Origin of the sequence: Streptomyces changchenzhani (assembly GCF_039766235.1) — a bacterium.
GTDB lineage: Bacteria > Actinomycetota > Actinomycetes > Streptomycetales > Streptomycetaceae > Streptomyces.
In genome coordinates this window covers 204,707-229,846 of sequence record NZ_JBDHNH010000001.1, presented here as the reverse complement: position 1 = coordinate 229,846, position 25,140 = coordinate 204,707, and the positions used below count along the sequence as shown (strand labels likewise).

General features: G+C 71.3%; 22 protein-coding genes. 14 read left to right on the top strand and 8 right to left on the bottom strand.

The window, feature by feature from the left end; translation table 11 throughout:
- The first annotated feature begins 27 nt into the window (after positions 1–27).
- Complete coding sequence (locus ABCR94_RS01140; protein ID WP_347117055.1) at positions 28–693, top strand: response regulator transcription factor; 666 nt, start codon at positions 28–30, stop codon at positions 691–693.
- Positions 690–1,976, top strand: a complete 1,287-nt coding sequence (locus ABCR94_RS01135; protein WP_521975926.1) for an ATP-binding protein — start codon at positions 690–692, stop codon at positions 1,974–1,976. Before ABCR94_RS01140 ends, ABCR94_RS01135 begins: the two co-directional genes overlap by 4 nt.
- A gap of 38 nt (positions 1,977–2,014) precedes the next feature.
- On the opposite strand, the gene ABCR94_RS01130 is transcribed toward ABCR94_RS01135, so the two are convergent.
- Entirely contained in the window at positions 2,015–2,770 is a 756-nt protein-coding gene (locus ABCR94_RS01130; RefSeq protein WP_347117054.1) for an SIS domain-containing protein, read from the bottom strand.
- A 211-nt stretch (positions 2,771–2,981) separates the two neighbouring features.
- On the opposite strand from ABCR94_RS01130, the gene ABCR94_RS01125 reads away from it, so the two are divergent.
- On the top strand, positions 2,982–3,674 hold the full coding sequence (locus ABCR94_RS01125; protein ID WP_347117053.1) for an iron-dependent transcriptional repressor DtxR: 693 nt from the start codon (positions 2,982–2,984) through the stop codon (positions 3,672–3,674).
- Between the two features lie 682 nt (positions 3,675–4,356).
- Positions 4,357–5,232: an alpha/beta fold hydrolase gene (locus ABCR94_RS01120; RefSeq protein ID WP_347117052.1), complete on the top strand. Its 876-nt coding sequence runs from the start codon at positions 4,357–4,359 to the stop codon at positions 5,230–5,232.
- A gap of 115 nt (positions 5,233–5,347) precedes the next feature.
- Here the strand turns inward: ABCR94_RS01120 and ABCR94_RS01115 are convergent, their stop codons facing one another.
- Genes ABCR94_RS01115 through ABCR94_RS01105 form a run of 3 tightly spaced genes read right to left on the bottom strand, consistent with a single transcriptional unit; the run spans position 5,348 to position 8,543 of the window.
- On the bottom strand, positions 5,348–6,988 hold the full coding sequence (locus ABCR94_RS01115) for a transporter (RefSeq protein WP_347117051.1): 1,641 nt from the start codon (positions 6,986–6,988) through the stop codon (positions 5,348–5,350).
- Entirely contained in the window at positions 6,985–7,806 is an 822-nt protein-coding gene (locus tag ABCR94_RS01110) for an ABC transporter ATP-binding protein (RefSeq protein ID WP_347117050.1), read from the bottom strand. Before ABCR94_RS01110 ends, ABCR94_RS01115 begins: the two co-directional genes overlap by 4 nt.
- Positions 7,807–7,847: 41 nt before the next feature.
- On the bottom strand, positions 7,848–8,543 hold the full coding sequence (locus tag ABCR94_RS01105) for a bifunctional DNA primase/polymerase (protein WP_347117049.1): 696 nt from the start codon (positions 8,541–8,543) through the stop codon (positions 7,848–7,850).
- 273 nt (positions 8,544–8,816) lie between these two features.
- Here ABCR94_RS01105 and ABCR94_RS01100 point away from each other — a divergent pair, with 273 nt between their 5' ends.
- The gene (locus ABCR94_RS01100; protein WP_347117048.1) at positions 8,817–10,208 is read left to right on the top strand and encodes an NsdA family TPR-like regulatory protein; all 1,392 of its coding nucleotides are present in this window, start codon (positions 8,817–8,819) and stop codon (positions 10,206–10,208) included.
- A gap of 230 nt (positions 10,209–10,438) precedes the next feature.
- Positions 10,439–12,256 (top strand): hypothetical protein, encoded by a 1,818-nt coding sequence (locus ABCR94_RS01095; RefSeq protein WP_347117047.1) that lies wholly within the window; start codon positions 10,439–10,441, stop codon positions 12,254–12,256.
- A 187-nt stretch (positions 12,257–12,443) separates the two neighbouring features.
- Here the strand turns inward: ABCR94_RS01095 and ABCR94_RS01090 are convergent, their stop codons facing one another.
- Entirely contained in the window at positions 12,444–13,769 is a 1,326-nt protein-coding gene (locus ABCR94_RS01090; protein ID WP_347117046.1) for an ABC transporter substrate-binding protein, read from the bottom strand.
- A gap of 171 nt (positions 13,770–13,940) precedes the next feature.
- Between ABCR94_RS01090 and ABCR94_RS01085 the strand changes: the two genes are divergently transcribed.
- Positions 13,941–14,387 carry an SCO4402 family protein gene (locus ABCR94_RS01085; protein ID WP_347118410.1) on the top strand — a complete coding sequence of 149 codons (447 nt, stop codon included), beginning with the start codon at positions 13,941–13,943 and terminating at the stop codon, positions 14,385–14,387.
- A gap of 166 nt (positions 14,388–14,553) precedes the next feature.
- Positions 14,554–15,459: a formyltetrahydrofolate deformylase gene (gene purU, locus ABCR94_RS01080; RefSeq protein WP_347117045.1), complete on the top strand. Its 906-nt coding sequence runs from the start codon at positions 14,554–14,556 to the stop codon at positions 15,457–15,459.
- 342 nt (positions 15,460–15,801) lie between these two features.
- On the opposite strand, the gene ABCR94_RS01075 is transcribed toward purU, so the two are convergent.
- Positions 15,802–17,142 (bottom strand): zf-HC2 domain-containing protein, encoded by a 1,341-nt coding sequence (locus ABCR94_RS01075; RefSeq protein WP_521975922.1) that lies wholly within the window; start codon positions 17,140–17,142, stop codon positions 15,802–15,804.
- Positions 17,139–17,711, bottom strand: coding sequence for a sigma-70 family RNA polymerase sigma factor (locus ABCR94_RS01070; protein WP_347117044.1), 573 nt, complete (start codon positions 17,709–17,711; stop codon positions 17,139–17,141). The genes ABCR94_RS01075 and ABCR94_RS01070 overlap by 4 nt, the downstream gene beginning before the upstream one ends.
- A gap of 297 nt (positions 17,712–18,008) precedes the next feature.
- On the opposite strand from ABCR94_RS01070, the gene ABCR94_RS01065 reads away from it, so the two are divergent.
- Positions 18,009–18,383: an STAS domain-containing protein gene (locus ABCR94_RS01065; RefSeq protein ID WP_347117043.1), complete on the top strand. Its 375-nt coding sequence runs from the start codon at positions 18,009–18,011 to the stop codon at positions 18,381–18,383.
- Positions 18,384–18,475: 92 nt separating this feature from the next.
- Positions 18,476–19,000, top strand: coding sequence for an EF-hand domain-containing protein (locus tag ABCR94_RS01060; RefSeq protein ID WP_347117042.1), 525 nt, complete (start codon positions 18,476–18,478; stop codon positions 18,998–19,000).
- Between the two features lie 56 nt (positions 19,001–19,056).
- On the opposite strand, the gene ABCR94_RS01055 is transcribed toward ABCR94_RS01060, so the two are convergent.
- Positions 19,057–20,613 carry a class I adenylate-forming enzyme family protein gene (locus tag ABCR94_RS01055; RefSeq protein ID WP_347117041.1) on the bottom strand — a complete coding sequence of 519 codons (1,557 nt, stop codon included), beginning with the start codon at positions 20,611–20,613 and terminating at the stop codon, positions 19,057–19,059.
- Positions 20,614–20,758: 145 nt separating this feature from the next.
- Between ABCR94_RS01055 and ABCR94_RS01050 the strand changes: the two genes are divergently transcribed.
- From ABCR94_RS01050 to ABCR94_RS01035, 4 genes are all read left to right on the top strand, one after another.
- Positions 20,759–21,976 (top strand): amidohydrolase family protein, encoded by a 1,218-nt coding sequence (locus tag ABCR94_RS01050; protein ID WP_347117040.1) that lies wholly within the window; start codon positions 20,759–20,761, stop codon positions 21,974–21,976.
- Positions 21,976–23,130, top strand: coding sequence for an acyl-CoA dehydrogenase (locus ABCR94_RS01045; RefSeq protein ID WP_347117039.1), 1,155 nt, complete (start codon positions 21,976–21,978; stop codon positions 23,128–23,130). Before ABCR94_RS01050 ends, ABCR94_RS01045 begins: the two co-directional genes overlap by 1 nt.
- On the top strand, positions 23,130–24,026 hold the full coding sequence (locus ABCR94_RS01040) for an acyl-CoA dehydrogenase family protein (RefSeq protein ID WP_347117038.1): 897 nt from the start codon (positions 23,130–23,132) through the stop codon (positions 24,024–24,026). The genes ABCR94_RS01045 and ABCR94_RS01040 overlap by 1 nt, the downstream gene beginning before the upstream one ends.
- Positions 24,027–24,546: 520 nt before the next feature.
- The gene (locus ABCR94_RS01035) at positions 24,547–25,086 is read left to right on the top strand and encodes an ATP-binding protein (protein WP_347117037.1); all 540 of its coding nucleotides are present in this window, start codon (positions 24,547–24,549) and stop codon (positions 25,084–25,086) included.
- The last annotated feature ends 54 nt before the right edge of the window (positions 25,087–25,140 follow it).

Genomic DNA, 25,140 nt, shown 5'->3' with positions numbered 1-25,140 from the left:
AAGGTGCACTTCAGGTACACAGAGCACATGCGTGTGCTGGTGGTGGAGGACGAGGAATTTCTGGCCGAGATGATCGCCGAGGGCTTGCGCCGCGACGCGATCGCCGTGGACGTGGCGCCCGACGGCCTGACGGCCCTGCGCAAACTTCAGCTGGGCGAGTACGACGTCATGGTCCTGGACCGGGATCTGCCGGGCGTGCACGGCGACGACGTGTGCCGCAAGGTCGTCACGCAGCGGCTGCTGACCCGCATCCTGATGCTGACGGCCGCCGGGACGGTACGGGACCGGGTCGACGGCCTCGGCCTGGGCGCCGACGACTATCTGACCAAGCCGTTCGCGTACGACGAGCTGCTCGCCCGGGTCCTGGCCCTCGGCCGCCGGGCCCGCCCCGCGCTGCCCCCGGTGCTCGAACGCGCCGGCCTGGTCCTGGACACTGCGCGCAGGCAGGTCAGCAGGGACGGCCGCTACCTCGCGCTGTCGCGCAAGGAGTTCGCCGTACTGGAGGCGCTGCTGCGCGCCGAAGGGGCGGTGGTCAGCGGTGACGACCTGATCGAACAGGTCTGGGAGGAGGACACCAGCTACCGCACCAACGCGGTCCGGGTCACCCTCAGCAAACTGCGCGCCAAGCTGGGCGAGCCAGCGGTGATCGACACGGTCCCGGGCGCGGGCTACCGCGTGGGGGGCGAGTCATGACGGGTGGGCGGGGCGACACACGGGCCGGCGCACGGGCCGGCGGGCCGGGCATCCGTGGACGCCTGACAGCGCTGCCCTCGGGCTGGCGGTGGGGCATGACGAGTGAGCGCGGGCGGCTCACGGCGCTGTACGGCGGTCTGCTCGTACTGGCCGGTGTCCTCCTCATCGGCCTGATCTACCTCCTGGTCAGGGACGCCCTGTACTCCAGCATCAGCTCGGCCATCACCACGGTCGTGCCGCCCGCGGGCCTCGCCCGCGCCCAGGAGTGGCAGGAGGCAGTCCCGGCCCAGCAGACGGTTCCCGGCTACGCCCAGCCGGGGATCGCGGCGAAGGGAGCGGATTACGCGGCCACCCGGCGGCTCAGCACCGCGGCCGAGGACGCCGCCCTGGACAGCCTGTTCGCGGTGTCCGGCGTGGCACTCGCCCTCTTCTCGACCGCCTCCATGGCGCTGGCCTGGTGGATGGCGGGCCGGGTGCTGCGCCCGGTCGGCGTGATCACCGCGCGGGCCCGCCGACTGTCGGGCGAGAACCTGCACGAGCGGCTCTCCCTGAAGGCACCGCCCGGTGAGCTCAAGGAGCTCGCCGACACCTTCGACGGGATGCTCGACCGGATCGAGCAGCTGGTCTCGGCCCAGCAGCGGTTCGCGGCCAACGCCGCCCATGAGCTGCGTACCTCGCTCGCCGTGCAGCGGGCCGCCGCCGAGATCGGCCTGGCCGACGAGCCGTCCCCGCAGAAGGTGGCCCGTATCCGCGACAAATTGATCGAGACGGCGGGGGAGAGCGAGCGGCTGATTGAGGGCCTGCTGCTGCTCGCGGTCTGCGACCAGGGGATCCAGCGCCGCGAACCGGCCGCGCTGGACACGATCGTCAGCACGGTGGCCGCCGCGCTGGAGGAGGAGGCGGAGCGCCGGGACGTCACCGTGGAGACCGTCACCAAGTCGCTGACGGTCCAGGGCGACACGGTCCTGCTCGACCACCTCGTACACAATCTGGTCGCCAACGCGATCCGCCACAACCACCCCGGCGGCACCGTCCGGGTCCGGGTCGGCGCCAACACCCTCCAGGTCACCAACACCGGCCCGGTGGTCGCGCCGAAGGCGGTGCCGCGCCTGTTCGAACCGTTCCGGCGGGCGAAGGAGCGCCGTCACGCACCCGGCGAGGGCGTCGGCCTCGGCCTGTCCATCGTGGCGTCGATCGCCCGCGCCCACGGCGCGACGGCCACGGCGACGGCCAATACGGGGGGCGGCCTGACGGTACGCGTGACTTTCCGGCGGAGCTCGTGACGGGCCCCGCGCGGCCTCAGGTGTCAGTGCCGGACGTGTCAGTGCCGGAAGAAGATCCGGTCGCCGTACTCCGTCATGATCCGGCCGTTCCAGTCGTGGCCGCCGTCGACATTGCCCGAGCGCAGCAGCGGCGGCTCGATGCCGCGCCCCGCCAGATTGCCCGCAGCCGTGGCCATCACGGCCTGCATCAGCGCGCTGGTGACCACCGTCGACGCGGGCGCGAAGGGCGCTTCGATGCCCTCGGCGGTGAGCTCCGCGTCACCCACCGCGATCTTGCTGTCGAGCACGATGTCGCAGTGGTCCTTGAGATACGTGCCCGACTTGTGCCGGGACTTCGTCTCCTCGGCATAGGCCACCGAGGTCACCCCGATGACCGTCAGGCCCAGCGCGCGGGCGTTCATCGCCATCTCCACGGGCAGCGCGTTGCGCCCGGACAGCGAGATCACCACGATCACATCGCCCGAGGTGGCGGGGGACGAGTCGAGCACCGCACCCGCCAGGCCGTCGACGCGCTCCAGGGCGGAGCCCAGGGTGGCGGGCATCACGTCGATGCCGACGACGCCCGGCACGGCGAGCAGATTCATCAGGGCGAGGCCACCGGCGCGGTAGACGACGTCCTGGGCGGCGAGCGAGGAGTGGCCCGCGCCGAACGCGAAGAGCCGGCCCCCCGCGGCGACGGCGTCGGCGATGGCGGTGCCGGCCGCCGTGATGTTGTCCGCCTCCTCGTCGCGCACCCGGTGCAGCAGCCCGATCGCGGCGTCGAAGAACTGACCGGCCAGTTTGCTTTCGCTCATCGCGTCCGAGCCCCTTTCGGCGGTACGTCGTACCTATGTCGTGCGGTGTGCGCCACCGGCGGAACTGATGGTGGCGCGGATCACGTTGCGGTCTGGACCAGTGCCCTGTCAATACGGCTTCCTCCGGCCGTTCCTCCCGCCGCGGCACGGTTGTCAGTGCTATCCGGCAGAATTGGGTCAGGGCCAGCGCACGAGCAATCGAGGGGCACGTATGTCCGGACTGATCGACACAACGGAGATGTATCTCCGCACCATCCTCGAACTAGAGGAAGAGGGCGTGGTCCCGATGCGCGCCCGTATCGCCGAGCGCCTGGACCAGAGCGGCCCCACGGTCAGCCAGACCGTGGCCCGTATGGAGCGCGACGGCCTGGTGACGGTCGCGGGAGACCGGCACCTGGAATTCACCGACGAGGGCCGCAAGCTCGCCATCAGGGTGATGCGAAAGCACCGACTGGCCGAGTGTCTGCTCGTCGACGTGATCGGCCTGGAGTGGGAGCAGGTCCACGCGGAGGCATGCCGTTGGGAGCACGTGATGAGCGAGGCGGTGGAGCGGCGCGTCCTGGAGCTGCTGCGCCACCCGACGGAGTCTCCGTACGGGAATCCGATCCCGGGTCTGGAGGAGCTGGGCGAGAAGGCCGAGGCCGATCCGTTCCTGGACGACAGCATGGTCAGCCTGGCCGATCTGGCGCCGGGCCCGGAGGGCAAGACCGTGGTCGTGCGGCGGATCGGCGAGCCGATTCAGACGGACGCCCAGCTGATGTACACGCTGCGAAGGGCGGGCGTGCAGCCCGGCTCCGTGGTAAGTGTGACGGAGTCGCCCGGCGGGGTGCTGGTCGGCAGCAGTGGCGAGGCCGCCGAGCTCAATGCGGACGTGGCCTCGCACGTCTTTGTCGCCAAGCGCTGACGGCGCGCGGCCCACAGGCAACACCGTGCTTTTGTAAGGCAGTTGGGACCTCGCGGCGATCCCGCGGAATCCCAGCGACCGGACGAATCGCGTGCGAGGCTGTGACAGGGGCACAGGACGTGAGGGCCGCCGGACGGAACTGCCCGTCCGGTCGGGGAGGGGGGCAGGGGATGCGCCCGTCGTGCAGGCGCCGAGCCGGTGCTGTTGGGGTGGGTACGGCTGACGCCGTCCGCGCGCCTCATGCTGCCCGTACGCCGTGCGTGATCCGTATGGACTGTGAGGTCCGGGCCGATGGCTCTGTCCGTCCCGCACGGTCTGTACGGTCCGTGCGTCGCGCGCGGTGCGAGTGCTCCGCGCGGGGCGTGTGCTCCCCACGGTGCGCAACGACACCCTCTACTCGCACAGAGGGCTCCGGCGCCCTGAGGCGCCGGAGCCTGTCCTCCCCTGTGCTGACCCGGAGCCCCGAGCTCCCAGGGTCAATCCCCTCGGACCGTCTTCCCCGATCGGCCCGCCTCCCGCAGAAGATCTCCCCCCGGCAGCGAGCGTCAATCCTTGAGCGCTGTCACACGAACGAGGGGTGTTGCGCGCGAGAACCCTGTTCTCGAATACAAGTTCGATAGTCTGACGTGACTCGACCACTCATGGATGGACCACCCGGGGGATGAAGGGGGTGCCAGGACAAATGGTGCGACGTATCGACGTGACCGGAGCCGACGGCGTACGCCTTGCGGCCTGGGAGTTCGCCGACCCGCCCAAGGTGGGCGGGGAGGCCGACCGGACCACCGGGGTATTACTGCTGCATGGGCTGATGGGCCGCGCCTCGCACTGGGCGAGCACCGCGCGCTGGCTGTCCGAGCGGCACCGGGCCGTCGCGCTCGACCAGCGCGGCCACGGGCGCAGCGACAAGCCGACCGAAGGGCCGTACACCCGGGACGCGTATGTCGCGGACGCCGAGGCCGCGGTCGAGCAGCTGGACCTCGGTCCCGTCACGCTCATCGGGCACTCCATGGGTGCCCTTACCGCCTGGCAGCTCGCCGCCAAGCGCCCGGATCTCGTCCGGTCAGTGATCATCTGCGACATGCGGGCCTCCGCGCTCGGTGCGGCCTCGCAGCGCGAGTGGGACGACTGGTTCGGGTCCTGGCCGGTGCCCTTCGCGACCCTGGCCGACGTCCGCAAGTGGTTCGGCGAGGACGACCCCTGGGTGGAGCGGCCGAGCCCGGCGCGCGGTGAGTTCTTCGCCGAGGTGATGGCGGAGCGCGCGGACGGCTGGCGCCCGGTCTTCTCGCGCCGCCAGATGCTCACGGCCCGTGAGACCTGGGTCCACGACGCGCACTGGGAGGAGCTGGCGCTGGTCCAGTGCCCCGCGCTGGTGGTCCGCGGCCTCGACGGCGAGCTGGGCCGCGCGGAGGCCCAGGAGATGGTCCGGGTGCTGCCGCGCGGGCAGTACGCGGAGGTCTTGGACGCGGGCCATCTGGTCCACTACGACCAGCCGGAGGGCTGGCGCGCCGCGATAGAGCCGTTCCTGGAGGAGACGGCGGACGAGTCCGTCCCGTCCTGAGTCGGCGGGTGCGCTTGTCCTGTCCTGAGGCAGCGGATGAGCCCGTCCTGTCCCGAGGCGGTGGACGAGCCCGTCCTGCCCCGATCCGGCGGATGAGCTTGTGCCGCCGTCGCGGTCAGCCCTTGCTGACCGCCGCCAGGATCTCCGGCAGCCGCGCCGCCGTCTGCGGGGCCGCGACGCGGATCCCCGCCCAGGAGATCAGCGCGCCGTACGCCGCACCCAGCGGCAGTACGATCCACGACCAGCCCTGCGCGCCCGCCACATGCAGCCAGATCGTCAGCGTGAGCAGCGGCGCGCACAGCAGGGCCGCCGCGATCATGCCGCCGAGGATGGAGATCCAGGCCAGGCCCGCCTGCCCCGGGGCGACGTTCTTGTGGGCGCTCTCCTGCGGGATCGAGTACGGGAAGCGCGCCGAGGCCACCGCGCCCGTCGCCAGCATCGCGCCAAGGAGTCCGAACGACAGACCCAGCGCCTCCGGCAGCGCCGCCCAGTTGTCCACCAGGGCCGCGGTGACCACGGTGACCAGCGCGCTGTACGGCAGCGTGATCACCAGCAGCGCCAGCGCCCGCGCACGCAGCTCGGCGTACGCGTCGCGCGTCGTGGAGATCGTCATCGCGACCATCCAGAAGGCCGAGGTGTCCTGGCCGAACTGGTTGTACATCTGGATGCCGAGCATCCCCGCCGCGAAGCACGCGAAGTAGATCGTGCCGGAGCCCTGGATCGCGTTGAACACCGGCACGATCAGCCCGATCGCCAGCGAAGTCACCCACGCAGCCTTGGTCTTCGGGTCCCGCCACACGTACCGCAGGCTGCGCAGGATCACCGTGCCCGTGCGCCCCTCGGGCAGGAACCGCCCGCCGAGCCCGGCCGAGGACTCCTTGCGGGCCGGCTCCGAGGCCTGGAGCGTCGAGCCGTCCGGGGACGTCATCAGCTTCACCAGGCTGCGCTCCCAGGACCACAGCAGCGCCACCAGGGCCGCGGCGGAGAGCAGCAGCTGGGCCGCGCCCCTGACGTACGCCCCGTCGCTCACCGCGTCCACCGCGCCGATCGCCGACGCGGGCGGCAGCCAGCTCAGCACGTCCGCGACCGGGTCGAGCCGGTCGAGGCCGCCCGCGCTGCTGAGCCGCTGCGCGCCGAAGTTCACCACCTGGATGCCGACCGCGATCACCAGGCCGCTCAGCACGGCCAGGTCGCGGCCCTTGCGGCTGGTCAGCAGCCGGACATTGGCGCTGGCGACGGCCCGCGCCAGCGCCACGCACAGCAGCAGCGTCAGTGCCACGGCGAAGACCCCGACGACGGCCGCCGCGGCTCCGTGCGCCACCGCGATCACCGAACCGAGCGCCAGACAGAACGTGAACAGCGGCCCGATCCCCACGAGCGAAGCCGCCAGCAGCGCCCGCACCAGCGGCCGGGGCCGCAGCGGCAGCATCACCAGCCTGGTCGGGTCGAGCGTCTCGTCGCCGCTGGGGAAGAACAGCGGCATCACGGCCCAGCCGAGCCCCAGCACCGCGGCAAGCACCACCACGACCGTCGCCGCGTGGTCATTGCCGCGCAGCGCGATCAGCCCGACCAGCTGGAGCGCCGCGAAGAGCAACGCGACCACACCGGAGGTGATGTACGCGGCCTTGCGCTTGGCGGACTGCCGCAGCCCGTTGCGCAGCAGGGCGAGTTTGAGCCGTACGAAAACCGAAGTGATCCCCGGGACCCGGACGGCGGCATCGGTGGCAGCGGTCGCGGGGGGCGCGTCCGCGGTCATCGGGCGCCGCCGCCCAGCCAGTGCAGGTTCTGCCCGGCCGCGCGTTCGTTCGCGCCGACCAGTTCGAGGAAGGCGCTCTGGAGGGTGGGCGCATCGCCCCGTACCTCCGCCAGCGTGCCCTGAGCGCGGATGCGGCCCGCGGCCATCACTGCGACCCAGTCGCACAGCGACTCGACGAGCTCCATCACATGGCTGGAGAAGACGACCGTCGCGCCCGAGCCCGTATAGCGCTCAAGCACACCGCGGATCGTCTGCGCCGAGACCGGGTCGACGCCCTCGAACGGCTCGTCCAGGAAAAGGATTTCGGGGTTGTGGAGCAGCGCCGTCGCCAAACCGATCTTTTTGCGCATGCCGGTCGAGTAGTCGACCACCAGCTTGTGCTGCGCGCCCGCCAGATCCAGGACGTCGAGGAGCTGCGTGGCCCGTTTGTCGACCTCGTCGCCCGGCATCCCGCGCAACCGCCCGGTGTAGGCGAGCAGCTCGCGCCCCGACAGCCGCTCGAAGAGCCGCAGCCCTTCAGGCAGTACGCCGATCCGTGCCTTGACCGCGACCGGGTCCCGCCACACGTCGTGCCCGCCGACCAGGACGGTCCCCTGGTCGGGGCGGAGCAGGCCGGTCACCATCGACAGGGTGGTGGTCTTGCCCGCACCGTTCGGCCCGACCAGGCCGATGAACTGGCCGGCGGGCAGCTCCAGATCGATGCCCGCGACGGCGACCTGCTCGCCGAAGCGTTTCCACAGGCCCTCCACACGTACAGCGGCGGGCGGCGCACCATGCGCTCCGCCCGCCTCTTGTGTCCCCGCTGCCTGGTCCGGCATGTCGCACAGCCTCTCGGTGTCCCCGTCCTACGGGGGACACCCTACGGTCGGCGTGCGCGCTCCGCGGCTGCCTCGCGTCCGCAGGCGTAGGCCAGCGGACTGATCAGCTCCTCCGCGTCCGGCAGCCACCGGTTGGCAGGCGTGGGGCGGCGCGCCCACTGCACCGCGCCCATGCCGCCGAGCCGGGTCGGCGGCGCCGCGACGTAGTCGCCCTCGCCCCGCGCGACCAGGTCGATCGAGGTCGGCGCCCAGCCCAGTTTCCGTACCAGATCAGGCACCTTGGCGCCCGCTCCGGGCAGCACGAAGAACACCATCCGGCGGTCGGGGGTGCAGGTGACCGGGCCGAGTGTCAGCTCCATGCGCTCCATCCTGGCCAGCGCCAAGAACCCGGCGGACTCGGGTACGTCGAGGGCGTCGAAAGTGCGCCCGGTGGGCAGCAGGATCGACGCCTTGGGCTGTTTCGACCACAGCCGACGCGCCACCGTGACGCTGCCTGTCGCCTGCTCCGCCCAGTCGGGGCGGGCATGGTGCGCGCCCGGCAAGTCGCAGGCGGCACCGCACGAGCAGCGTTCCACCCCCTCGTGCGCCTCCAGCCAGGTGCCGGGGAACACGTCCCAGTGCCGTTCTTCCGCGTAACGCACGGCGCTGTCGAGCAGTTGATCGCCGCGCTGCTTGGGGATCTGGGCGGCGTCCGTGACTCCGATGGTCTCTTCCACGGACAGCTCAACTCCCGGCATCACCTCGGGTTACGGGCGGGCCCGTACCGGCAGAGGAGCATCGATCCTGCACGCGGGGCGCATGGAGGCATGGGCGGGGGCGCGCATGAGGCTGCGGGGCGGTGCGCGGGTAGCAAGAGAGGGGAGCCCGGGAATGCCGGTCAAATTACCGTCAATCCCACTGTCTTCCGGCATATTCCGCATTCTCTGTATATCTGCCGGGCATTGATCAGCAGTGATCGGTGGTCGACTCGCTGATCACTTCACTGATCACTGCGGCACCAGGGGGTAGTCATGGCAGCCAGGCCTCTCGTCGCCCGCCAGCCGAACGAACGGTTGCAGGCGCTCATTCAGGAAGCCGGGTGCTCCAACGCGGGACTGGCCCGGCGCGTCAATATGTGCGGCGCCGAACACGGGTTCGACCTGCGGTACGACAAGACATCGGTGGCCCGTTGGCTGCGCGGTCAGCAGCCGCGCGGCAGGGCGCCCGGCATCATCGCGGAAGCGATCGGGCGCAAACTCGGCCGCACGGTGACGATCGACGAGATCGGCATGGCCAACGGCAAGAATCTGGCCTCCGGGATCGGTCTCCAGTTCTCGCCGACGGTGCTGGGCGCGATCGAGCAGGTCTGCGAGCTGTGGCGCAGCGACGTGGGCCGCCGCGACTTCCTGTCGGGCTCCACGGTCGCCGCCTCGGCGCTGGTCGAGCCGAGCCGCGACTGGCTGATCACGGGCGCGGACACCCAGGTGGCCAGGACCGCCGGCGGCGGCCGGGTCGGCGCGTCCGACGTGGAGGCGGTACGGGCGACCACCAGCGCCCTCGTGGAGCTGGACCACCGCTTCGGCAGTGGGCACGTACGGCCGATCGTCGTGCACTACCTCAACAGCGTGGTGTCCGGGCTGCTGTCCGGCTCGTACCGCGAATCCGTCGGGCGGTCGCTGTTCGCGGCGGTGGCGCGGCTCACCGAGCTCGCCGGGTACATGGCCGTCGACACCGGCCAGCCGGGGCTCGCCCAGCGCTACTACATCCAGGCGCTGCGGCTCGCCCAGGCGGCGGGGGACCGCGGCTACGGCGGGTACGTACTGGCCGCGTCCATGAGCCACCTGGCGGCGCAGCTCGGCACTCCGCGGGAGATCGCGCAGCTGGCGCGGGCCGCGCAGGAGGGCGCGCGGGGGCGGGTCACCCCGCGGGCGGAGGCCATGTTCTGGGCGGCGGAGGCGCGCGGGCACGCACTGCTCGGCGACGCGCAGTCCTGCAACATGGTGGCGGGCAAGGCGCTCGGCGCGATGGAGCGGGCGCAGGACGAGGGCGACACGGGCGACGACCCGGTGTGGATCCAGCACTTCGACCACGCGTACCTGGCCGACGAGTTGGCGCACTGCCACCGCGACCTCGGCCAGGCGGAGGCGGCGGGACGGCGGGCCCAGGAGGCGCTGGACGGCCACCCGGACTCGCGGGCGCGGCGCCGGGCGATCGGCCTGGTCCTGCTGGCCACGGCGCAGGTCCAGCAGCGCGAGGTCGAGCAGGCCTGCCACACGGGCACGCGCGCGGTGGAGCTCCTCGGCACGCTGCGGTCGAACCGGGGCGCGGAGTACCTGGAGGACTTCCAGCTCCGGCTGGATCCGTTCCGCGACGAGCCCTCGGTGCGGGAATTCGGTGCCCGGATGGAGATTCAGGCCGCGTAGGGACGGCGCCCGACCTGATACGAGCGACACCCCGGGGCACCTGACGTGCGGGTGGGCCACAACAGCGCCCCGGGGGCGCTGGGTGTTACTGGCCACCCGCGTGGATGTGTGGGGAGAGTGGGTACGTGGCAGAGGCGTGTTGTCACCCGGTAGCGTGAACCGACGGTGCCGTAGGTCCACACGTCAAACCCCAGCATTTCCACACGCACGTTCACACGTAGGAGTTCCCGGTGACACAGAGCGGACAGGGTGACGAGTCGCGGCTTCCCGCTGCGCAGCCGCCCGCGCACGAAGGTGTCGTGCTGCCCGCCGATGGCAGCGGGCCCTGGATCCCCGGGGCCGCGGCCTCCGGCGAGCAGGCCACTCCGACGGGTGGACAGCCGTGGGGACAGCCCTGGGGCCCCCAGTCCGAGCCGGCGCAGCAGCAGCCCCCGCAGGGGCAGCTACCGCAGCAGCCGGGCCGGCAGGCGCCGCGCCCCATGGAGCCGCTCCAGCAGGTGCCGCAGGTGCCGCAGGGGCAGTACGGACAGCAGACGCAGCAGGCGCAGTACGGGCAGCAGGGGCAGCACGGGCAGCATGAGGCGCAGGGGCAACTGCCGCCGCAGCAGCAGATGCCGCAGCAGGGTCAGGGGCCGATGCCCGGCCAGCAGGTGCCGCAGCATGCGCAGCACCAGATGCAGCCGTATCCGGGGCAGTCGCCGCCGCCGCAGGCACAACAGCCCTATCAGCAGCCGCAGTCACAGCAGCAGCCGCAGTACCCCGGGCAGGCCTGGGGGCAGCAGTACCCGCCCGCGCACGAGCAGCAGCCCCCGGCGTACTCCCAGGACCAGGGGCAGGACCAGGGTCAGGGCCGGCCGCAGGCGTACGCGCAGCCCCTGCCGCCGGAGAACGCCGGAGCGGGCGGCGATGCCGACGCCACGCAGTACATAGCGGCGTACGTCCCTCCGGTCGCCCCCGTCGGGCCCGGCGCGCTGCCGCCCGAGAACCCCGCGGAATCCACCCAGTTCCTGGGGTACAGGCAGGACATGCCCGCGACCCCCGCGCCCATGGCGGGCGCCGACGCGGAGTCCACGCAGTTCCTGCCGCCCGTGCCCGCCGGGCAGAGCCCGCCCACCCCGCCGCCCGGCGCCCCGTTCGGCATCAGGCCCGGCGCGCCCGAGGACCGGCAGCCGCCCGCCGAGTTCGACAGCCTCTTTCGGGCCGATGCCGCGCCCGAAGCTCCGGACTCCACGCAGCAGATGCCGCGCTTCGAGGCGCAGCAGCAGGCCGGGCAGGGTCAGCCCGGACACCAAGCGCCGGGGCAGCCGCAGTTCGGGCAGCCGCCGCAGGGGAGGGCCGCGCGCCGCAACGCAGCCGCGCACGGCGCGCCGGCCGCCCAAGCCGCCCCGACCGCCTATTCGGAGCCCGCGGCGCCGCGTCGGCGTTCCTCACCCGCGCCGCTGATCGCCGCCGTCGTCGTCGGCTGCGCGATCGTCGGGCTCGGGGCGGGGTGGCTGATGAGCGGGGGCGACGAGGAGAAGTCCAAGGGTGATCAGCCCGTCGCCGCGGCGAGTACCCCGGGGGACGCCAACTCGCCGAAGGCCGCCGAGGATCCGGCCAGGCCGCAGGCCGAGTCGCTCGACGCGCTACTCGCCGACAGCAACAACAGCCGTGAGTCCGTGATCAGCGCGGTCGCCGCGATCAGGACCTGCGAGAACCTGCCCAAGGCGGCGAGCGATCTGCGCGCCGCGGCGAAGCAGCGCAATGGGCTGGTGACCCGGCTCCAGGGTCTGACCATCGACAAGCTGCCGGACCACGGGCAGTTGTCGTCCTCCCTCACCACCGCGTGGAAGGCGTCGGCCGCGGCCGACAACCACTACGCGGTCTGGGCCAACCAGGTCGGGGGCAAGAAGGGCTGCAAGAAGGGCCACGCCCGGTCGACCCCGCAGCAGGCAGCGGGCAATCGGGAGAGCGGCAACGCGTCCCAGGCGAAGAAGGAAGCGGTCGGGATGTGGAACACGATCGCTGAGAAGCACGGGTTGACGAAGCGGGACGCGACGCAGCTTTAGGGAGTGGCGGGGTGGGGGCGCCTGCGGCGGGCTGTTCCCCTACCCGCCCCTTCCCAGAACTGGGGGCAAGCCCCCAGCCCCCAGCCCCCCCCGGACGCCCTTCGGGCGTGAGGCCCTGCGGCGGAGCCGCAAAATGTCACAGCGGGAAGGGGCGGGTAGGGGAACAGCGCCGCAGGCAACCCACCCCTCACCCCGCAGAAGGCGCCCGTACCAGCGTTTCGCTCACGTCGACGAAGTCCTTCTTCAGCTGCACCAGCCGCCCCTGCCGCACCGCCTGGAACGTCACGTCCCGGTTGACGATCCGCGGGAAGTCCCGCGAGGACAGCATGTCTTCGAAGCGCCAGCTGAGGCGGGGCGTGAGCCCGCCGGTCAGTACGCCATCGTCCTGGTTCAGGGTCCGGAAGACATCGGCCGCCGAGATGTCCCCCTCGTCGCCGCCCCCGATCGCCTCCACCGTCGCCTTCAGCACGGTGTAAGCGATCCACGTGGTCTGCACGCCCGGCTCGGCCGGATCGATCCGGTTGTCCGCGAACGCGTGCTCGCGGATCACCTTGCGCATCGGGTCCCACCGCGGGTCGCTCGACACCGGGTACCAGCCCGTGACGTACGCCCCCTCGAAGGGGCCGTTCCGGCCGCCCGTGCGGTCGACGAGGGGCTGCGCGACGCTGCCGAGCACCGACGCGACGCCGACCTTCCCGCCGGTCTCGGACTCCACTCGCCGGAACGAGTCGAAGAACGTCTCCGTGCGGTCGCCCAGCACCGCAGTGACGCAGCCCTTCCCGGCCCCGGTGAGGGAGGCCGACCGTGCGCTCTTCAGTGATTGGCGCGCCGCCGCCGTGTAGTCGCTCGCGTCCTCCGCCGCCCTGACGTCCGTGGCCGGGCGTCCGCCGCCCTCCGCGAGGCCCGAGCCGAGCAGCACGGGCAGGTCGTCGCCCGCGATGGTGTCGGGCCGTACCAGGGCGACACGGGAGCAGGCGCGGGCGAGCTGTCGGCCGTTGCCGGCCAGCAGGGCCGCCTGGCCGCCGTTGACGGGGTACGAGAACGGGCTGACGAACTCCTCGTCGGACGCGCCGAAGCCGCCGATGTACGGGATCCCCGCGACCTCCAGCGGTGCCATGAAGGCCCGGCCGTGCTGGCTGTACGAGCCGACGACCGCGATCGCGTCCGCCCGTACCGCCTGCCGCGCGCAGGCCGCCGCGCCGACTGTGGTGTTGCGCTCATTGCAGGTGATGACCTTGAGTTCGTGACCCGCCAGGCCACCCTTCTCGTTGACCCAGCGGGCGTACGCCTTCGCCATCGCGGGCATGCCGGGCATATTGGTCGCCTTGGTGCCCTCGGGCGCCCACGTCATCACGGTCACGGGCGCCCTGGAACCCCCCGAAGCCCCAGGGAGTGCTCCGCAACCGGCGAGCAGTGAGGCCGCTCCGACCGCCGCTGCTGTACACGCGGCGAAGAGCGTCGCGGTCCTGGTCGGGCGTGGGCGGGGGGAGGAGGGGCCTTGCCGTCCAGTCATGTGCACGCACACTTCCGCCCCCTGGGTAACAGCGGAGTGGGTACCGGACAACGTTCAGTGACATTGAGGTGAATTGCGGGGGGATGCAAGCCCGCCGCGCAAGGGAACGTACGATCTGTAATCGTGCAAGGTTCCGTGAACTCTTCCCGTCGCGGCCGTCGCTCCCCCACCATGGGCGGCATGCCGCTCAATGACATGCCGTGGTGGCGCTGGCGCACGAATGTGCGTTCCGCGCTGCACATGCTCTCCGACCCCGCCTTCCAGCAGCAGTGCTGGCTGGCCGGTCTTGAGGGCTATGGGGACGTGACCGACGCCGTGTACCGGCTGGTCGAAGACACCTGGCTGGACAACTGGTCGGCCGAGAAATACATCGGCACGATCTTCCGGGACGCCCAAGAGGCGTCGCTGGTCGATCTCGCCGTCCTGCGGGTGCTGAAGATCATGCACCAGGTGGGGGCGGACGCGCCGGTGTCGGCGTATCTGGAGCATCACGCCTGGCCGGAGGCGGTGCGGGCGGCGCGTGAGGCGCACGTACGCCTGGCGGCGAACGACGGGGAGGACCCGGACGTCGAGCCGCGCTCCCTGGACGTCATACGCATCCTGACTCGCGCATCCTGACTCGTGCGGCCTGACCCGCGCATCCTGGTCCGCGCATCCCGGTCCGCGCGGCTTGACCCGGTCGGCATGACTCGGTCCGGCTGAGCCTGCGGGTCCCCTGTCGGGTGCCATCCGCATGGTGACCGGGGCGGACCGGTCCGTGCCTGGTGTGGAATCCTCTGGGGTCATGAGCGCCACGCAGCCCGTCCCCGTTTTTGCCCCCGTTTCCGACGTGTCCGACCGGCCCGACGAGTACGTCCTGACGCTGTCCTGCCCGGACAAACAGGGCATTGTGCACGCCGTGTCGAGCTATCTCTTCATCACCGGATGCAATATCGAGGACAGCCAGCAGTTCGGCGATCACGACACGGGGCTCTTCTTCATGCGGGTCCACTTCTCGGCGAAGCCGCCGGTGACCGTGGAGAAGCTGCGGGCCAGCTTCGCGGCGGTGGGCGACTCCTTCGGGATGGACTGGCAGATCCACCGGCCCGAGGAGCGGATGCGGATCGTCCTGATGGTCAGCAAGTTCGGGCACTGCCTGAACGACCTGCTGTTCCGCTCGCGCAGTGGCGCCCTGCCGGTGGAGATCGCCGCGGTCGTCTCGAACCACACGGACTTCGCGGAACTGGTCGGCTCGTACGACGTCCCCTTCCACCACATCGCGGTGACGCGGGAGAACAAGGCGGCGGCCGAGGCGCAGCTGCTTGAGCTGATCCGCGCCGAGCACGTCGAGCTGGTCGTCCTCGCCCGCTACATGCAGGTCCTCTCCGACGACCTGTGCAAGCAGTTGAACGGCCGGATCATCAATATCCACCACTCGTTCCTGCCGAGCTTCAAGGGCGCGAAGCCCTACCACCAGGCGCACGCGCGCGGTGTGAAGCTGATCGGCGCGACCGCGCACTATGTGACGGCGGACCTCGACGAGGGCCCGATCATCGAGCAGGAGGTCGAGCGGGTGGGCCACGGCGTGACGCCGGAGCAGCTGGTGGCGATCGGCCGCGATGTGGAGTGCCAGGCGCTGGCGCGCGCGGTGAAGTGGCACAGCGAACACCGGGTCCTGCTGAACGGCCGCCGCACGGTCATCTTCGCGTAGCCCGCGCCTCATGGAGGCTGCCGCGCAGGCTTCGGCATGCTGTGCCGGGCACCTTCCCCGTGCGTGCCTCGCGCTGCTGCGCAGGCTTCGGCGCGCTGTGCCGGACTCCGTCCGGCCGGGTGTGCGGGGTCCGGCTGGTGTGCGGCGGGGTTGTTTTAGAGGCGGCTGAGGGAGGCTGCTGTGAAGAGGACGTCCCTGATCGCGTCCCGGTCCCCGCGCTGGCCCGCCGCCGCGGCTCCCCTTTTCGTGCGTGCCTCGCGCTGCTGCGCAGGCTTCGGCGCGCTGTGCCGGACTCCGTCCGGCCGGGTGTGCGGGGGCCGGCCGGTGTGCGGCGGGGTTGTTTTAGAGGCGGCTGAGGGAGGCTGCTGTGAAGAGGACGTCCCTGATCGCGTCCCGGTCCCCGCGCTGGCCCGCCGCCGCGTCCTGGGGTGGGACGTGGCCCGAGGTCAGTTGGCAGAACTCGACGCCGTCGAGGGCGACATGGGCCACCTGGTGGTCCGGGGAGCCGACTGCCGCCGGGGAGTCCAGGGCGATGTACCAGTCGCCGCCACCCGCGCCCTCGATCTCCAGGTGCAGGGAGCGGCCGGGTGAGCCCGCCTTCACCAGACGGCTCGACGGGGACGCCAGGCCCGCCCTGCGGCGGGCCGCGAGGGCCGCGGGCAGCAGGCGCGCCGCCAGGTCGATCATGCGGTTCAGATGGGCCGCGGCCGGGGGCTCGTAGGGGTAGTCCACCGCTTCCGCGATGTCCCCTGCGTGCACCCAGCACTCGAAGGCCCGGTCGAGCAGCGCGTCGCGCAGCGGCAGGCCGAAGGCGCCGTACGACACCGAGAGCTCGGATACGCCACGGCCCGCGAAGGACGCCGTGCGGATCAGGTCGTGGCTCTGCTCGCGCCACGGCTCGCGGACGCTGCGGGTGGGCGGCCGGGCATAGCTGCGCCAGTACCGCTCGGTGCGCGCGGTCGGAGAGGCCATGCCGGTGGCGACCCGGGCCGGCGGGTCCGCCAGTGGGTCGGTGAGGCCGAGAGCCGTCGCGACCAGGCCGTCGACGGTCATCAGGTGCCCGATGACCCCGGCGACGGTCGTCTTGCGGCTCACCGCCGCCTCGCCCTCGAACCACCGCAGCCGCACCGGCGCGTGCCACTCCGCGTCGCCGATGTCCCTGAGCAGGGCGTCGAGCCGCGCGGTTTCCGCGTCGTACGGCGTGACCCAGCTCGGGACAGGGACGCGCGCGGGGCGGCGGCCCAGGCAGCCGTCGAGCACCCGGTTGCGCAGGAGCGGGTCCAGGTCCAGGCTGCGCTCGATCTGGAGCAGGCCGACCGCGTCGCGCAGCCGCAGTGCCTCGTCCGCGCAGGGGGCGCACTCAGTCAGATGCTCCTCGACGGCCCTGGTCTCCTCCGGGGAGCACGCGGCCAACGCCCACGCGCCCAGCAGCGACTTGAGCACCTTGTGGGACGGCGGCGGCACGGGAGGCGGCGGTACGGGAGGCCTCGGTGGAGGTTGCGGTGCAGGCGGCGGCAGCGCGACGGCCGGGGGCGGCGGTCCCGGCGAGCCGTGGTCGTCCGCGGCCGCTCGCGGTCCCGGTATGCGCGGAGCCTGCCTGCCGAGCCACCCCTCGGGCCTGTCGGGGCCGTACCCGTCGTACTCCTGGCCGTCCTCGTCGCCGGGCCCGCGCGACCCGGTCACCGCGCCTGCCCGTAGTCGGACGCCCCTGGCGGGCGCGGGTTGGCGGTGGACAGAAGCTGGAGGCCCAGCCGTAGCCGGCGGCGTGCTTCGTCCTCGGTGACGCCCAGGTCGGCGGCCGTCTGCCGGTAGTCCCTGCGCTGGAAGTACGCGAGCTCCAGTGCGGCCCGCAGCGGCGCGGGCATCGACGTCACGATGTAGTCCGCGCGGGCTGCCGCCGAGGCTCTGCTGACCTGCTGCTCCAGCTCCTCGGTGGTGCTGTCGCTTCCCCCGGCTATGGCCGCCGCCCCGATCCGCCGCAGTCGGTCCACGGCCTCCCGGTGTGTGATCTTGGCCACCCAGGCCCGCATCGAGCCCTGCTTGGGGTCGTACCTGTCCGGGTGCTCCCAGACATGGCAGAAGACTTCACGCGTGACCTGGTCGGCCGCGTCGTCGTCGTTGAGCACCCGATGGGCCAGGCTGTGCACGAGCGAGGCGAACCGGTCGTAAAGCTCTCCGAGCGCCGCCGCCTCGCCGTGTGTCAGCCGCTGCTGCATCCTGCGGTCCCAGCGAGGTGGTGCGTCCTTCGCCATGTTGCCCCCAGCCCTCTGCCCCTGTGCGTGTACCCGTGGCGGCCCCTGTGCCCCGCGTCACTCCCTTCGAATGTAGTGCGGGCCACCGACAACGCACGCTCCTTTGGCGCAAGTGCGCCTCTGTCGGACCCAGGATGATAATGATCCAGTCCTTCTGAGGTAGTTGTGTTTCGGGGGAGAGACGTTGGGCAGCCGCGAGGTGGAAGGGCTACTTCCGCATCAGCACCCCGTGCCGGCAGAAGAGACCCGAAGCAGCAGCCGGCAGCCAGCAGCCAGTAGAACGAAAGGTCCAGTCGCGTGACGCTGAAGGTGATCGAGGCCGACGAGAACTCCTGGGCCGTGCTCCATGTCTCCGGGGAGCTGGACCTGGTGACGTCACCAGCGGTCCGCCAGCATGTCCACGATGCCGTCGCCCAGGGCCGCCACCGCGTGGTTCTCGATCTTTCCGAGGTCTTCTTCTGCGACTCCAGCGGCGTCGGCGTGCTCATCGCCGCCCGCCGGCTGATGCATTCCTGCGGCGGGTATCTGCGGCTGATCCTGCCCGCCCACGGCACGGAGGACGGCTCGCACGTCAACCGGGTGCTGGCCGCCCTGGGCGTACGCCGCCTGTTCGAGGTCTATCCGGATGTCGAGACGGCCGCCGACGACGAGGCGCAGGCGCTCTCCGCCTGAGCCGTCGCCCTCCGAGCCGCTCCGCTCCGTTCCGAGGAGGTTCGATGCGAGAACCGGTCACGGCCCACCCGCCCACGTCGTACGCTCCGCATATGGACAGCGCAGAGTACGAGCGCAAGACGGCCGCCCGTTTCGCCACCTTCGACCAGGACGGCAACGGCTACATCGACCGCGAGGACTTCAGTGCCGCGGCGGCGGCCCTGCTCGCAGAGTTCGGCACGAAGGCCCGTTCCGACAAGGGACAGGCGCTCTACATGGGGGCGGAGGCCTTCTGGCAGGGCATGGCCGGCATCGCCGACGTGGACGGCGACCAACGGGTCACCCGCGAGGAGTTCGTCACGGGCGCGGTGAAGCGTCTGCGGGACAACCCGAAGCGGTTCGCCGAGATCGCCCGCCCCTTCCTGCACGCCGTGATCGCCCTCGCCGCCGAGGGCAAGAGCGCCGGCGTCGCCCCGCAGGCCGCCGAACGCGTCCTGCGCGTGCTGGGTGTCGAGAGCGGGATCGCGGGCCGGGTCGCGGGCGCTCTGGAGACGGACGACGACGGGCTGATCAGTGAGGACCAGATCCTCGCCGGCTTCGCGGCCTACTACACGACGGCGGTCCCGGACACCCCGTAGTCCCGGGGACGCCTCAATCCCGGGGGCGGTGACGCCCCGGCGGCTGTTACGGGCCGTTACGGGCTGTCCGGCGCGTACCGCTCGCGCAGCTTGTACTTGAGGACCTTGCGCAGCGCCTCGTTGCGCGGCAGCGCGTCCACGATCTCAAGACGTTCGGGCAGCTTGTGCACGGACAGTCCCGCCGCCCGCAGTTGGGCGGTGATCCCCTCCAGGGTCAAAGGGCGGGCGCCCGGGGGCTGTTCGATCACGGCGCACACCAACTCGCCGCGCGCCGGGTCCGGCAGCCCGACGACCGCCGCGTCCCCGACGTCGGGGTGCTGGTGGAGGAGGTCCTCGATCTCCTTGGCCGAGATGTTCTCGCCCTTGCGGATGATGACGTCCTTGAGCCGCCCGGTGAGCACCAGATGGCCGCCGGCGGTGAGGTGCCCGAGGTCGCCGGTGATCAGGAAGCCGTCGGTGTCGAAGGCCTCGGCGTTCTGGGCCGGTTCCAGATAGCCGCGGCAGACCGCCTCGCCGCGCAGTCGCACCTCGCCGTCGTCCCCGGTCGGCAGTGGCTTGCCGTCGTCGGCGGTGATCCGTATCTCCATGCCGGGTGGCGGCCTGCCCTCGGTGGTGGCCAGGTTCTCCGCGGTGTCGTCGGGCGCCCCCATGGTGATCATCGGGACCTCGGTCATGCCGTAGCCGTGGGTCAGTTGGCAGCCGAGTTCGCGTACGACCGCGTGGTAGATCTCCGGCGGCTTGGGCGCTCCGCCGCCCGCCAGCAGTCGCAGGGTGGGGATGAGTTTCTCGGCGGGCCGCTCGCGCTGGGCGCTGAGGAACATGGAGTAGAACGCCGTTGATCCGCCCGCGACCGTGACGCCGTGCCTGCGGTACTCGTCCAGTGCGGCGGGCAGTGCGAAGTGCTCGAAGAGCACGGCGGGGAAGCCGTAAAGCAGCAGCATCACCAGGTAGTCGGGGCCGCCGATGTGCGCGTAGGGGAAGGCGATCGAGCCGATGTCGTCGGGTTCCAGGTGGAGCGCGTGCGCCAGGCAGGAGCCGCCCGCGAGCAGTGAACGGTCTGTGTGCTGGACGCCCTTGGGGTCCGATGTGGTGCCTGAGGTCCAGTAGATCCAGCGGACCGCGGTGCCGTCGGCGGGCGGCGGGGGCAGCACCGAGGGGTCGCCGTCCGGCAGGCTCTCGTACGCCTCGAAGACCAGGACCGGGTTCGGGAGTTGCAGTGCGATCCGGTGGGCCATCGCCGCGTGGTCGAAGCCGCGCCACCTGCCGGGTACGGCGAAGAACTCCGCCTTCGACGCGCGCAGCGCGAAGCCGACCTCGCGGTCGCGGTAGAACGGGATGACCGGCGACTGTACGGCGCCGAGCCTGGCCAGGGCCACCGAGAGCAGCACCGTCTCGATCCGGGTCGGCAGTTGCCAGGCGACGACGCTGCCGGGGCGCACCCCGAGCCCGTACAGCCCCGCCGCGACCCGTTCGGCGCGCTCGCGCAGTGCGCCGAAGGTGAGTGTGCGCTCGCCCTGGAGCAGCGCGGGCCGCTCCCCGGTGAGCGCGGCGCGTCGGGTGACGAGTTCCCACAGGGTGCGCGAGGCGCCCAGCTGATGTGGCGTATCGGTCATGGTCCCAAGCCCCCTGGTAACCGAGCACAACTGACGGACAGTCAGATCATGCCGAGAGCGTAGGGCTCAGCGCCTTGTCGGTCCAGGGGTGCAGGGCTAGCCTGGTTTCTGACGGGTCATCAGAAATGCCGAAGGGGACACGCCCATGGAACTGCCTCGGATCATCAGCGTCGACGACCATGTGATCGAACCGGCGCACCTCTTCGACCGCTGGCTGCCCGCGAAGTACCGCGACCGCGGGCCCCAGCCGCTGACCGCGGGAATCGGTGAACTCGCCTACATCGCGGGCAAGTACCAGATCACCATGGACCCGGACGGGCCGCCGACCGACTGGTGGATCTACGAGGACCTCAAGTTCCCGTACAAGCGCAACATCGCCGCCGTCGGCTTCGACCGCGACGACATGACCCTGGAGGGCATTACCCGCGCCGAGATGCGGCGCGGCTGCTGGGACCCCAAGGCCAGGCTCGCGGACATGGACATCAACCATGTCGAGGCCTCGCTCTGCTTCCCCACCTTCCCGCGCTTCTGCGGGCAGACCTTCGCCGAGGCGCGCGACAAGGAGGTCGCTCTGGCCTGTGTGCGTGCGTACAACGACTGGATGGTCGAGGAGTGGTGCGGCGACAGCGGTGGCCGGCTGATCCCGCTGTGCATCATTCCGCTGTGGGACATCGACCTCGCCGTCGCGGAGATCAAGCACAACGCGGCGCGTGGTGTGAAGGCCGTGACCTTCAGCGAGATCCCCACCCACCTCGGCCTGCCGTCCATCCACTCTGGCTACTGGGACCCCTTCTTCGCGATCTGCGAGGAGACCGGCACCGTCGTCAACATGCACATCGGCTCGTCGTCGCAGATGCCCGCAGCCTCGCCCGACGCCCCGCCCGCCGTGCAGGCCGCGCTCAGCTTTAACAACGCGATGGCCTCGATGATGGACTTCCTCTTCAGCGGTGTGCTGGTGAAGTTCCCCCGCCTCAAACTCGCCTACAGCGAGGGCCAGATGGGCTGGATCCCGTACGCCCTGGAGCGCGCCGACGACGTGTGGGAGGAGCACCGGGCGTGGGGCGGGGTCAAGGACATCGTTCCCGAGCCCCCGTCGACGTACTACTACCGGCAGATGTTCTGCTGCTTCTTCCGCGACAAGCACGGCGTCGCCTCGCTGGACGTCGTCGGCCGGGACAACGCGACCTTCGAGACCGACTATCCGCACGTCGACTCGACCTTCCCGCACACCAAGGAGGTCGCACTCGACCACATGATGGGCCTCGACGACGAGACCGTGTACAAGCTGATGCGCGGCAACGCGATCCGCATGCTCGACCTGGACGTCAGGCAGTTCGGCACGTTCGACAAGCCGGGTCGCTGATGGATCTCACCTACACCCGGGAGGAGCGGGACTTCGGGGACCGGCTGCGGGACTGGCTGGGCAAGACCCTGCCCGAGCTCGGTCCGCGCCCCGATCCCATGGACTGGCCGGGCAGACGCGCGTACGACACGGCGTGGCAGCGCAGGCTGTACGACGCCGGGTACGCGGGACTGCACTGGCCCGCCGACGCGGGCGGGCACGGTGCGACCCCCACCCAGCATCTGATCTTCCTGGAGGAGACCGAGCGGGCCGGGGCGCCCTACGTCGGCGCGAACTTCGTGGGGCTGCTGCACGCGGGCCCCACCGTCGCCGCCGAAGGGACCGCGGCGCAGCAGGCGCGCTGGCTGCCGCCGATCCTGCGCGGCGACGAGGTGTGGTGCCAGGGGTTCAGCGAGCCGGGCGCGGGCTCCGACCTGGCCTCGCTGCGGACCCGCGCGGTGTGCGACGGCGACCACTATGTGGTCAACGGGTCCAAGATCTGGACCTCGCACGCGGAGGTCGCCGACTGGTGCGAGCTCCTGGTGCGTACGGAGCCGAAGGCGCCCAAGCACCGGGGAATCTCCTGGCTCGCCATGCCGATGGACGCGCCGGGCGTCACCGTACGGCCGCTGCGCACCCTCGCCGGGTCGACGGAGTTCGCCGAGATGTTCCTCGACGACGTACGGATCCCGGTGGGCAACCGGGTCGGCGAGGAGAACGACGGCTGGCGCGTCACCATGGTCACGCTGTCCTTCGAACGCGGCACGGCCTTCGTCGGCGAGGTCGTCGCCTGCCGCCGCACTTTGGGCGAACTCGCCGCCGCGGCAAGGGCGAACGGCCGCTGGGACGACCTGGCGCTGCGCCGCGAACTCGGGCGGCTGAACGCCGAGTTCACCGCGCTGTGGCGGCTCACCCAGTGGAACGTGACCGAGGCCGAACGCACCGGCGGCGTCCCCGGCGCCGGCGGCTCGGTCTTCAAACTCCGCTACTCGCACGCCCGCCAGGAGCTGTACGACGCGGCGGCCGAAGTGCTGGGGCCCGACTCCCTCGACCTGTCGCACGACTGGACCCTGGACCGGCTCTCGTCCCTCTCGTACACGATCGCGGCCGGTACGTCCCAGATCCAGCAGAACATCGTCGCCGAGCGCATCCTCGGCCTCCCGAAGGGGCGTTGATGGATTTCCGGCCGACGGACGACCAGCGGGCATTGCAGGCGGGGATGCGGGAGCTGCTTGCGGGCCGCTTCGGGCGCGAGCGGCTGCGGGCCGCCGTCGACGAAGCGGGCGAGGCCCCGGCGGACGGTGGTTCCCCCTCGGTCGACCGGGCGCTGTGGCGCGAGCTGGGCGACGCCGGGTTCTTCGCGCTGCGGCTGCCCGAGAAGGACGGCGGGGTGGGGCTCGGGCTGCCTGAGGCGGTCCTCCTCTTCGAGGAGGCGGGGCGGGCGCTGCTGCCCGGCCCGCTCGTCACGACCCACCTGGCCGCCGGTGACGTGCCGGGCGCGGCCACCGGCGAGACGGTGGTGACCCGGGTCGACCACGGTCTGGTGGAGTGGCTGTCCGCCGCCGACCAGGTGCTTGGCGACGCCTCGGGGGCCGTGCCGGTGCGGTCGGTGGACCCGCTCACGCCCCTGCACCGGGTGCCGGTGGACTCCGGCGCGCGGGACCTCTGGCCGGAGGCGGCGTTGCTCACCGCGGCCGAGCAGGCGGGCAGCGCCTCGCGCACCACGGAGCTGGCTGTTGCGTATGCGCGCGAACGCGAGCAGTTCGGGCAGCCCATCGGCGCTTTCCAGGCGGTCAAGCATCTGTGCGCGCAGATGCTGGTACGAGCGGAGGTGTGCCGTATCGCCGTATACGCGGCAGCTGTGACGGGTGACCCGGTGGAGATCGCCGGCGCCAAGCTGCTGGCCGACGAGGCGGCGGTCCGTAACGCCCGGGACTGCCTTCAGGTGCACGGCGGAATGGGCTTCACCTGGGAGGCGGACGTCCATCTCCACCTCAAGCGGGCCTGGGTGCGGGCCCAACGGGGGCCGACGGCCGGGGAGGCGGCGGAGGTGCTGGCCGCCGCGTTGTGACCAGGTGTGGCTGTGTGTGTCCGCGTGTGCCCTTGTGTGGCTGTGTGTGACTGGATGTGACCGGGTGGGTTTGCGCGTGCAGGCTTTGGGGTCGGGATTTCGTCCGTACGTTCCGTACAGAGGCGCTCTGTAACGAACTTTGAGCGATTACCGAGCGTCGATACCGGGTTGTGTCCTATGCGTGACTCGTCACGGGGTGGAGTCGGCGCTGCGCTCCGGTACGCTCCGTGGGATGCGAGCGGTGGTGATTCACAGCTGTCCCGGTGTTGCCAGTACGGCGACTCCGGATGCCGGTGTGTGCGCCGTTCGCGCCGTGCGGTGGCGCCGTGTGCGCCCCTGTTCGACTCCCCGCAGCGCGCGTCGCACAGTATGCAGCACGCGTACTCCTTCGCGATGGAATATGCCCGAAGCGCTTGTTGCGGTGACTGTACGTCAACCATGCTGTCCCATAAGGGAATCACGTACCGTGACCCTGTGGAGACGCGAGGCGATGTGTCCGCCGGTTCGGATGGTGTGAGCGGTGCAGGTGCTTCAGGTGCAGTTGGAGGTTGGGCCCGATCCCGCGGAGGTGGGGCGGGCCCGGAGGTGGGCGCGCTCGCGGCTTGTCGGGTCCGGGATAAGGGCCGATGAGCCGCTTGCCGAGACGCTGATCCTGCTCATCTCGGAACTCGTCACCAACGCCGTGGTGCACACGGGCTGTCCTGCCGTGCTGCGCATGCTCTTCGGCACTGCTGAGGACGGCATGGTGCGGGTCGAGGTCGCGGACTCCAGTGCGCGGCCACCGCAGCAGCGGCACGCCGAGGGCGACGACTGCAACGGGCGCGGTCTTGAGCTCGTCGACGGGCTCGCCGACCGCTGGGGCTGGCAGTCCGAGGGCGCCGGCAAACGGATCTGGTGCGAGGTCGACCGGTGCGAGGCGACTGCCGCCGAGGAGGCGGACGCGGGCAACCGGGGGGCGCCCGAGGGCGCTTCGGCGGCGTGCGAAGCGGGAGCGCGCGAAGTGGGGGTGTACGAAGCGGGGGTGTACGAGCCGTCGTGCGCCGTCACTAATCGGGTCTGACACGCAAAACGCCGTCCTGGTGTTGACGGGCCGTGGTGGCCTGATCACCCTTGG

Bases quoted from the DNA above. Each gene is read 5' to 3' on its own strand.
- ABCR94_RS01100 (WP_347117048.1), top strand. From the start codon at position 8,817: ATGGCAGCCAGGCCTCTCGTCGCCCGCCAGCCGAACGAACGGTTGCAG.
- ABCR94_RS01140 (WP_347117055.1), top strand. From the start codon at position 28: ATGCGTGTGCTGGTGGTGGAGGACGAGGAATTTCTGGCCGAGATGATC.
- ABCR94_RS01070 (WP_347117044.1), bottom strand. From the start codon at position 17,711: ATGGCGAAGGACGCACCACCTCGCTGGGACCGCAGGATGCAGCAGCGG.
- ABCR94_RS01120 (WP_347117052.1), top strand. From the start codon at position 4,357: ATGGTGCGACGTATCGACGTGACCGGAGCCGACGGCGTACGCCTTGCG.
- ABCR94_RS01115 (WP_347117051.1), bottom strand. From the start codon at position 6,988: ATGACCGCGGACGCGCCCCCCGCGACCGCTGCCACCGATGCCGCCGTC.
- ABCR94_RS01050 (WP_347117040.1), top strand. From the start codon at position 20,759: ATGGAACTGCCTCGGATCATCAGCGTCGACGACCATGTGATCGAACCG.
- ABCR94_RS01130 (WP_347117054.1), bottom strand. From the start codon at position 2,770: ATGAGCGAAAGCAAACTGGCCGGTCAGTTCTTCGACGCCGCGATCGGG.
- ABCR94_RS01105 (WP_347117049.1), bottom strand. From the start codon at position 8,543: ATGCCGGGAGTTGAGCTGTCCGTGGAAGAGACCATCGGAGTCACGGAC.
- purU (WP_347117045.1), top strand. From the start codon at position 14,554: ATGAGCGCCACGCAGCCCGTCCCCGTTTTTGCCCCCGTTTCCGACGTG.
- ABCR94_RS01040 (WP_347117038.1), top strand. From the start codon at position 23,130: ATGGATTTCCGGCCGACGGACGACCAGCGGGCATTGCAGGCGGGGATG.
- ABCR94_RS01090 (WP_347117046.1), bottom strand. From the start codon at position 13,769: ATGACTGGACGGCAAGGCCCCTCCTCCCCCCGCCCACGCCCGACCAGG.
- ABCR94_RS01110 (WP_347117050.1), bottom strand. From the start codon at position 7,806: ATGCCGGACCAGGCAGCGGGGACACAAGAGGCGGGCGGAGCGCATGGT.
- ABCR94_RS01060 (WP_347117042.1), top strand. From the start codon at position 18,476: ATGGACAGCGCAGAGTACGAGCGCAAGACGGCCGCCCGTTTCGCCACC.
- ABCR94_RS01085 (WP_347118410.1), top strand. From the start codon at position 13,941: ATGGGCGGCATGCCGCTCAATGACATGCCGTGGTGGCGCTGGCGCACG.
- ABCR94_RS01045 (WP_347117039.1), top strand. From the start codon at position 21,976: ATGGATCTCACCTACACCCGGGAGGAGCGGGACTTCGGGGACCGGCTG.
- ABCR94_RS01055 (WP_347117041.1), bottom strand. From the start codon at position 20,613: ATGACCGATACGCCACATCAGCTGGGCGCCTCGCGCACCCTGTGGGAA.
- ABCR94_RS01125 (WP_347117053.1), top strand. From the start codon at position 2,982: ATGTCCGGACTGATCGACACAACGGAGATGTATCTCCGCACCATCCTC.
- ABCR94_RS01135 (WP_521975926.1), top strand. From the start codon at position 690: ATGACGGGTGGGCGGGGCGACACACGGGCCGGCGCACGGGCCGGCGGG.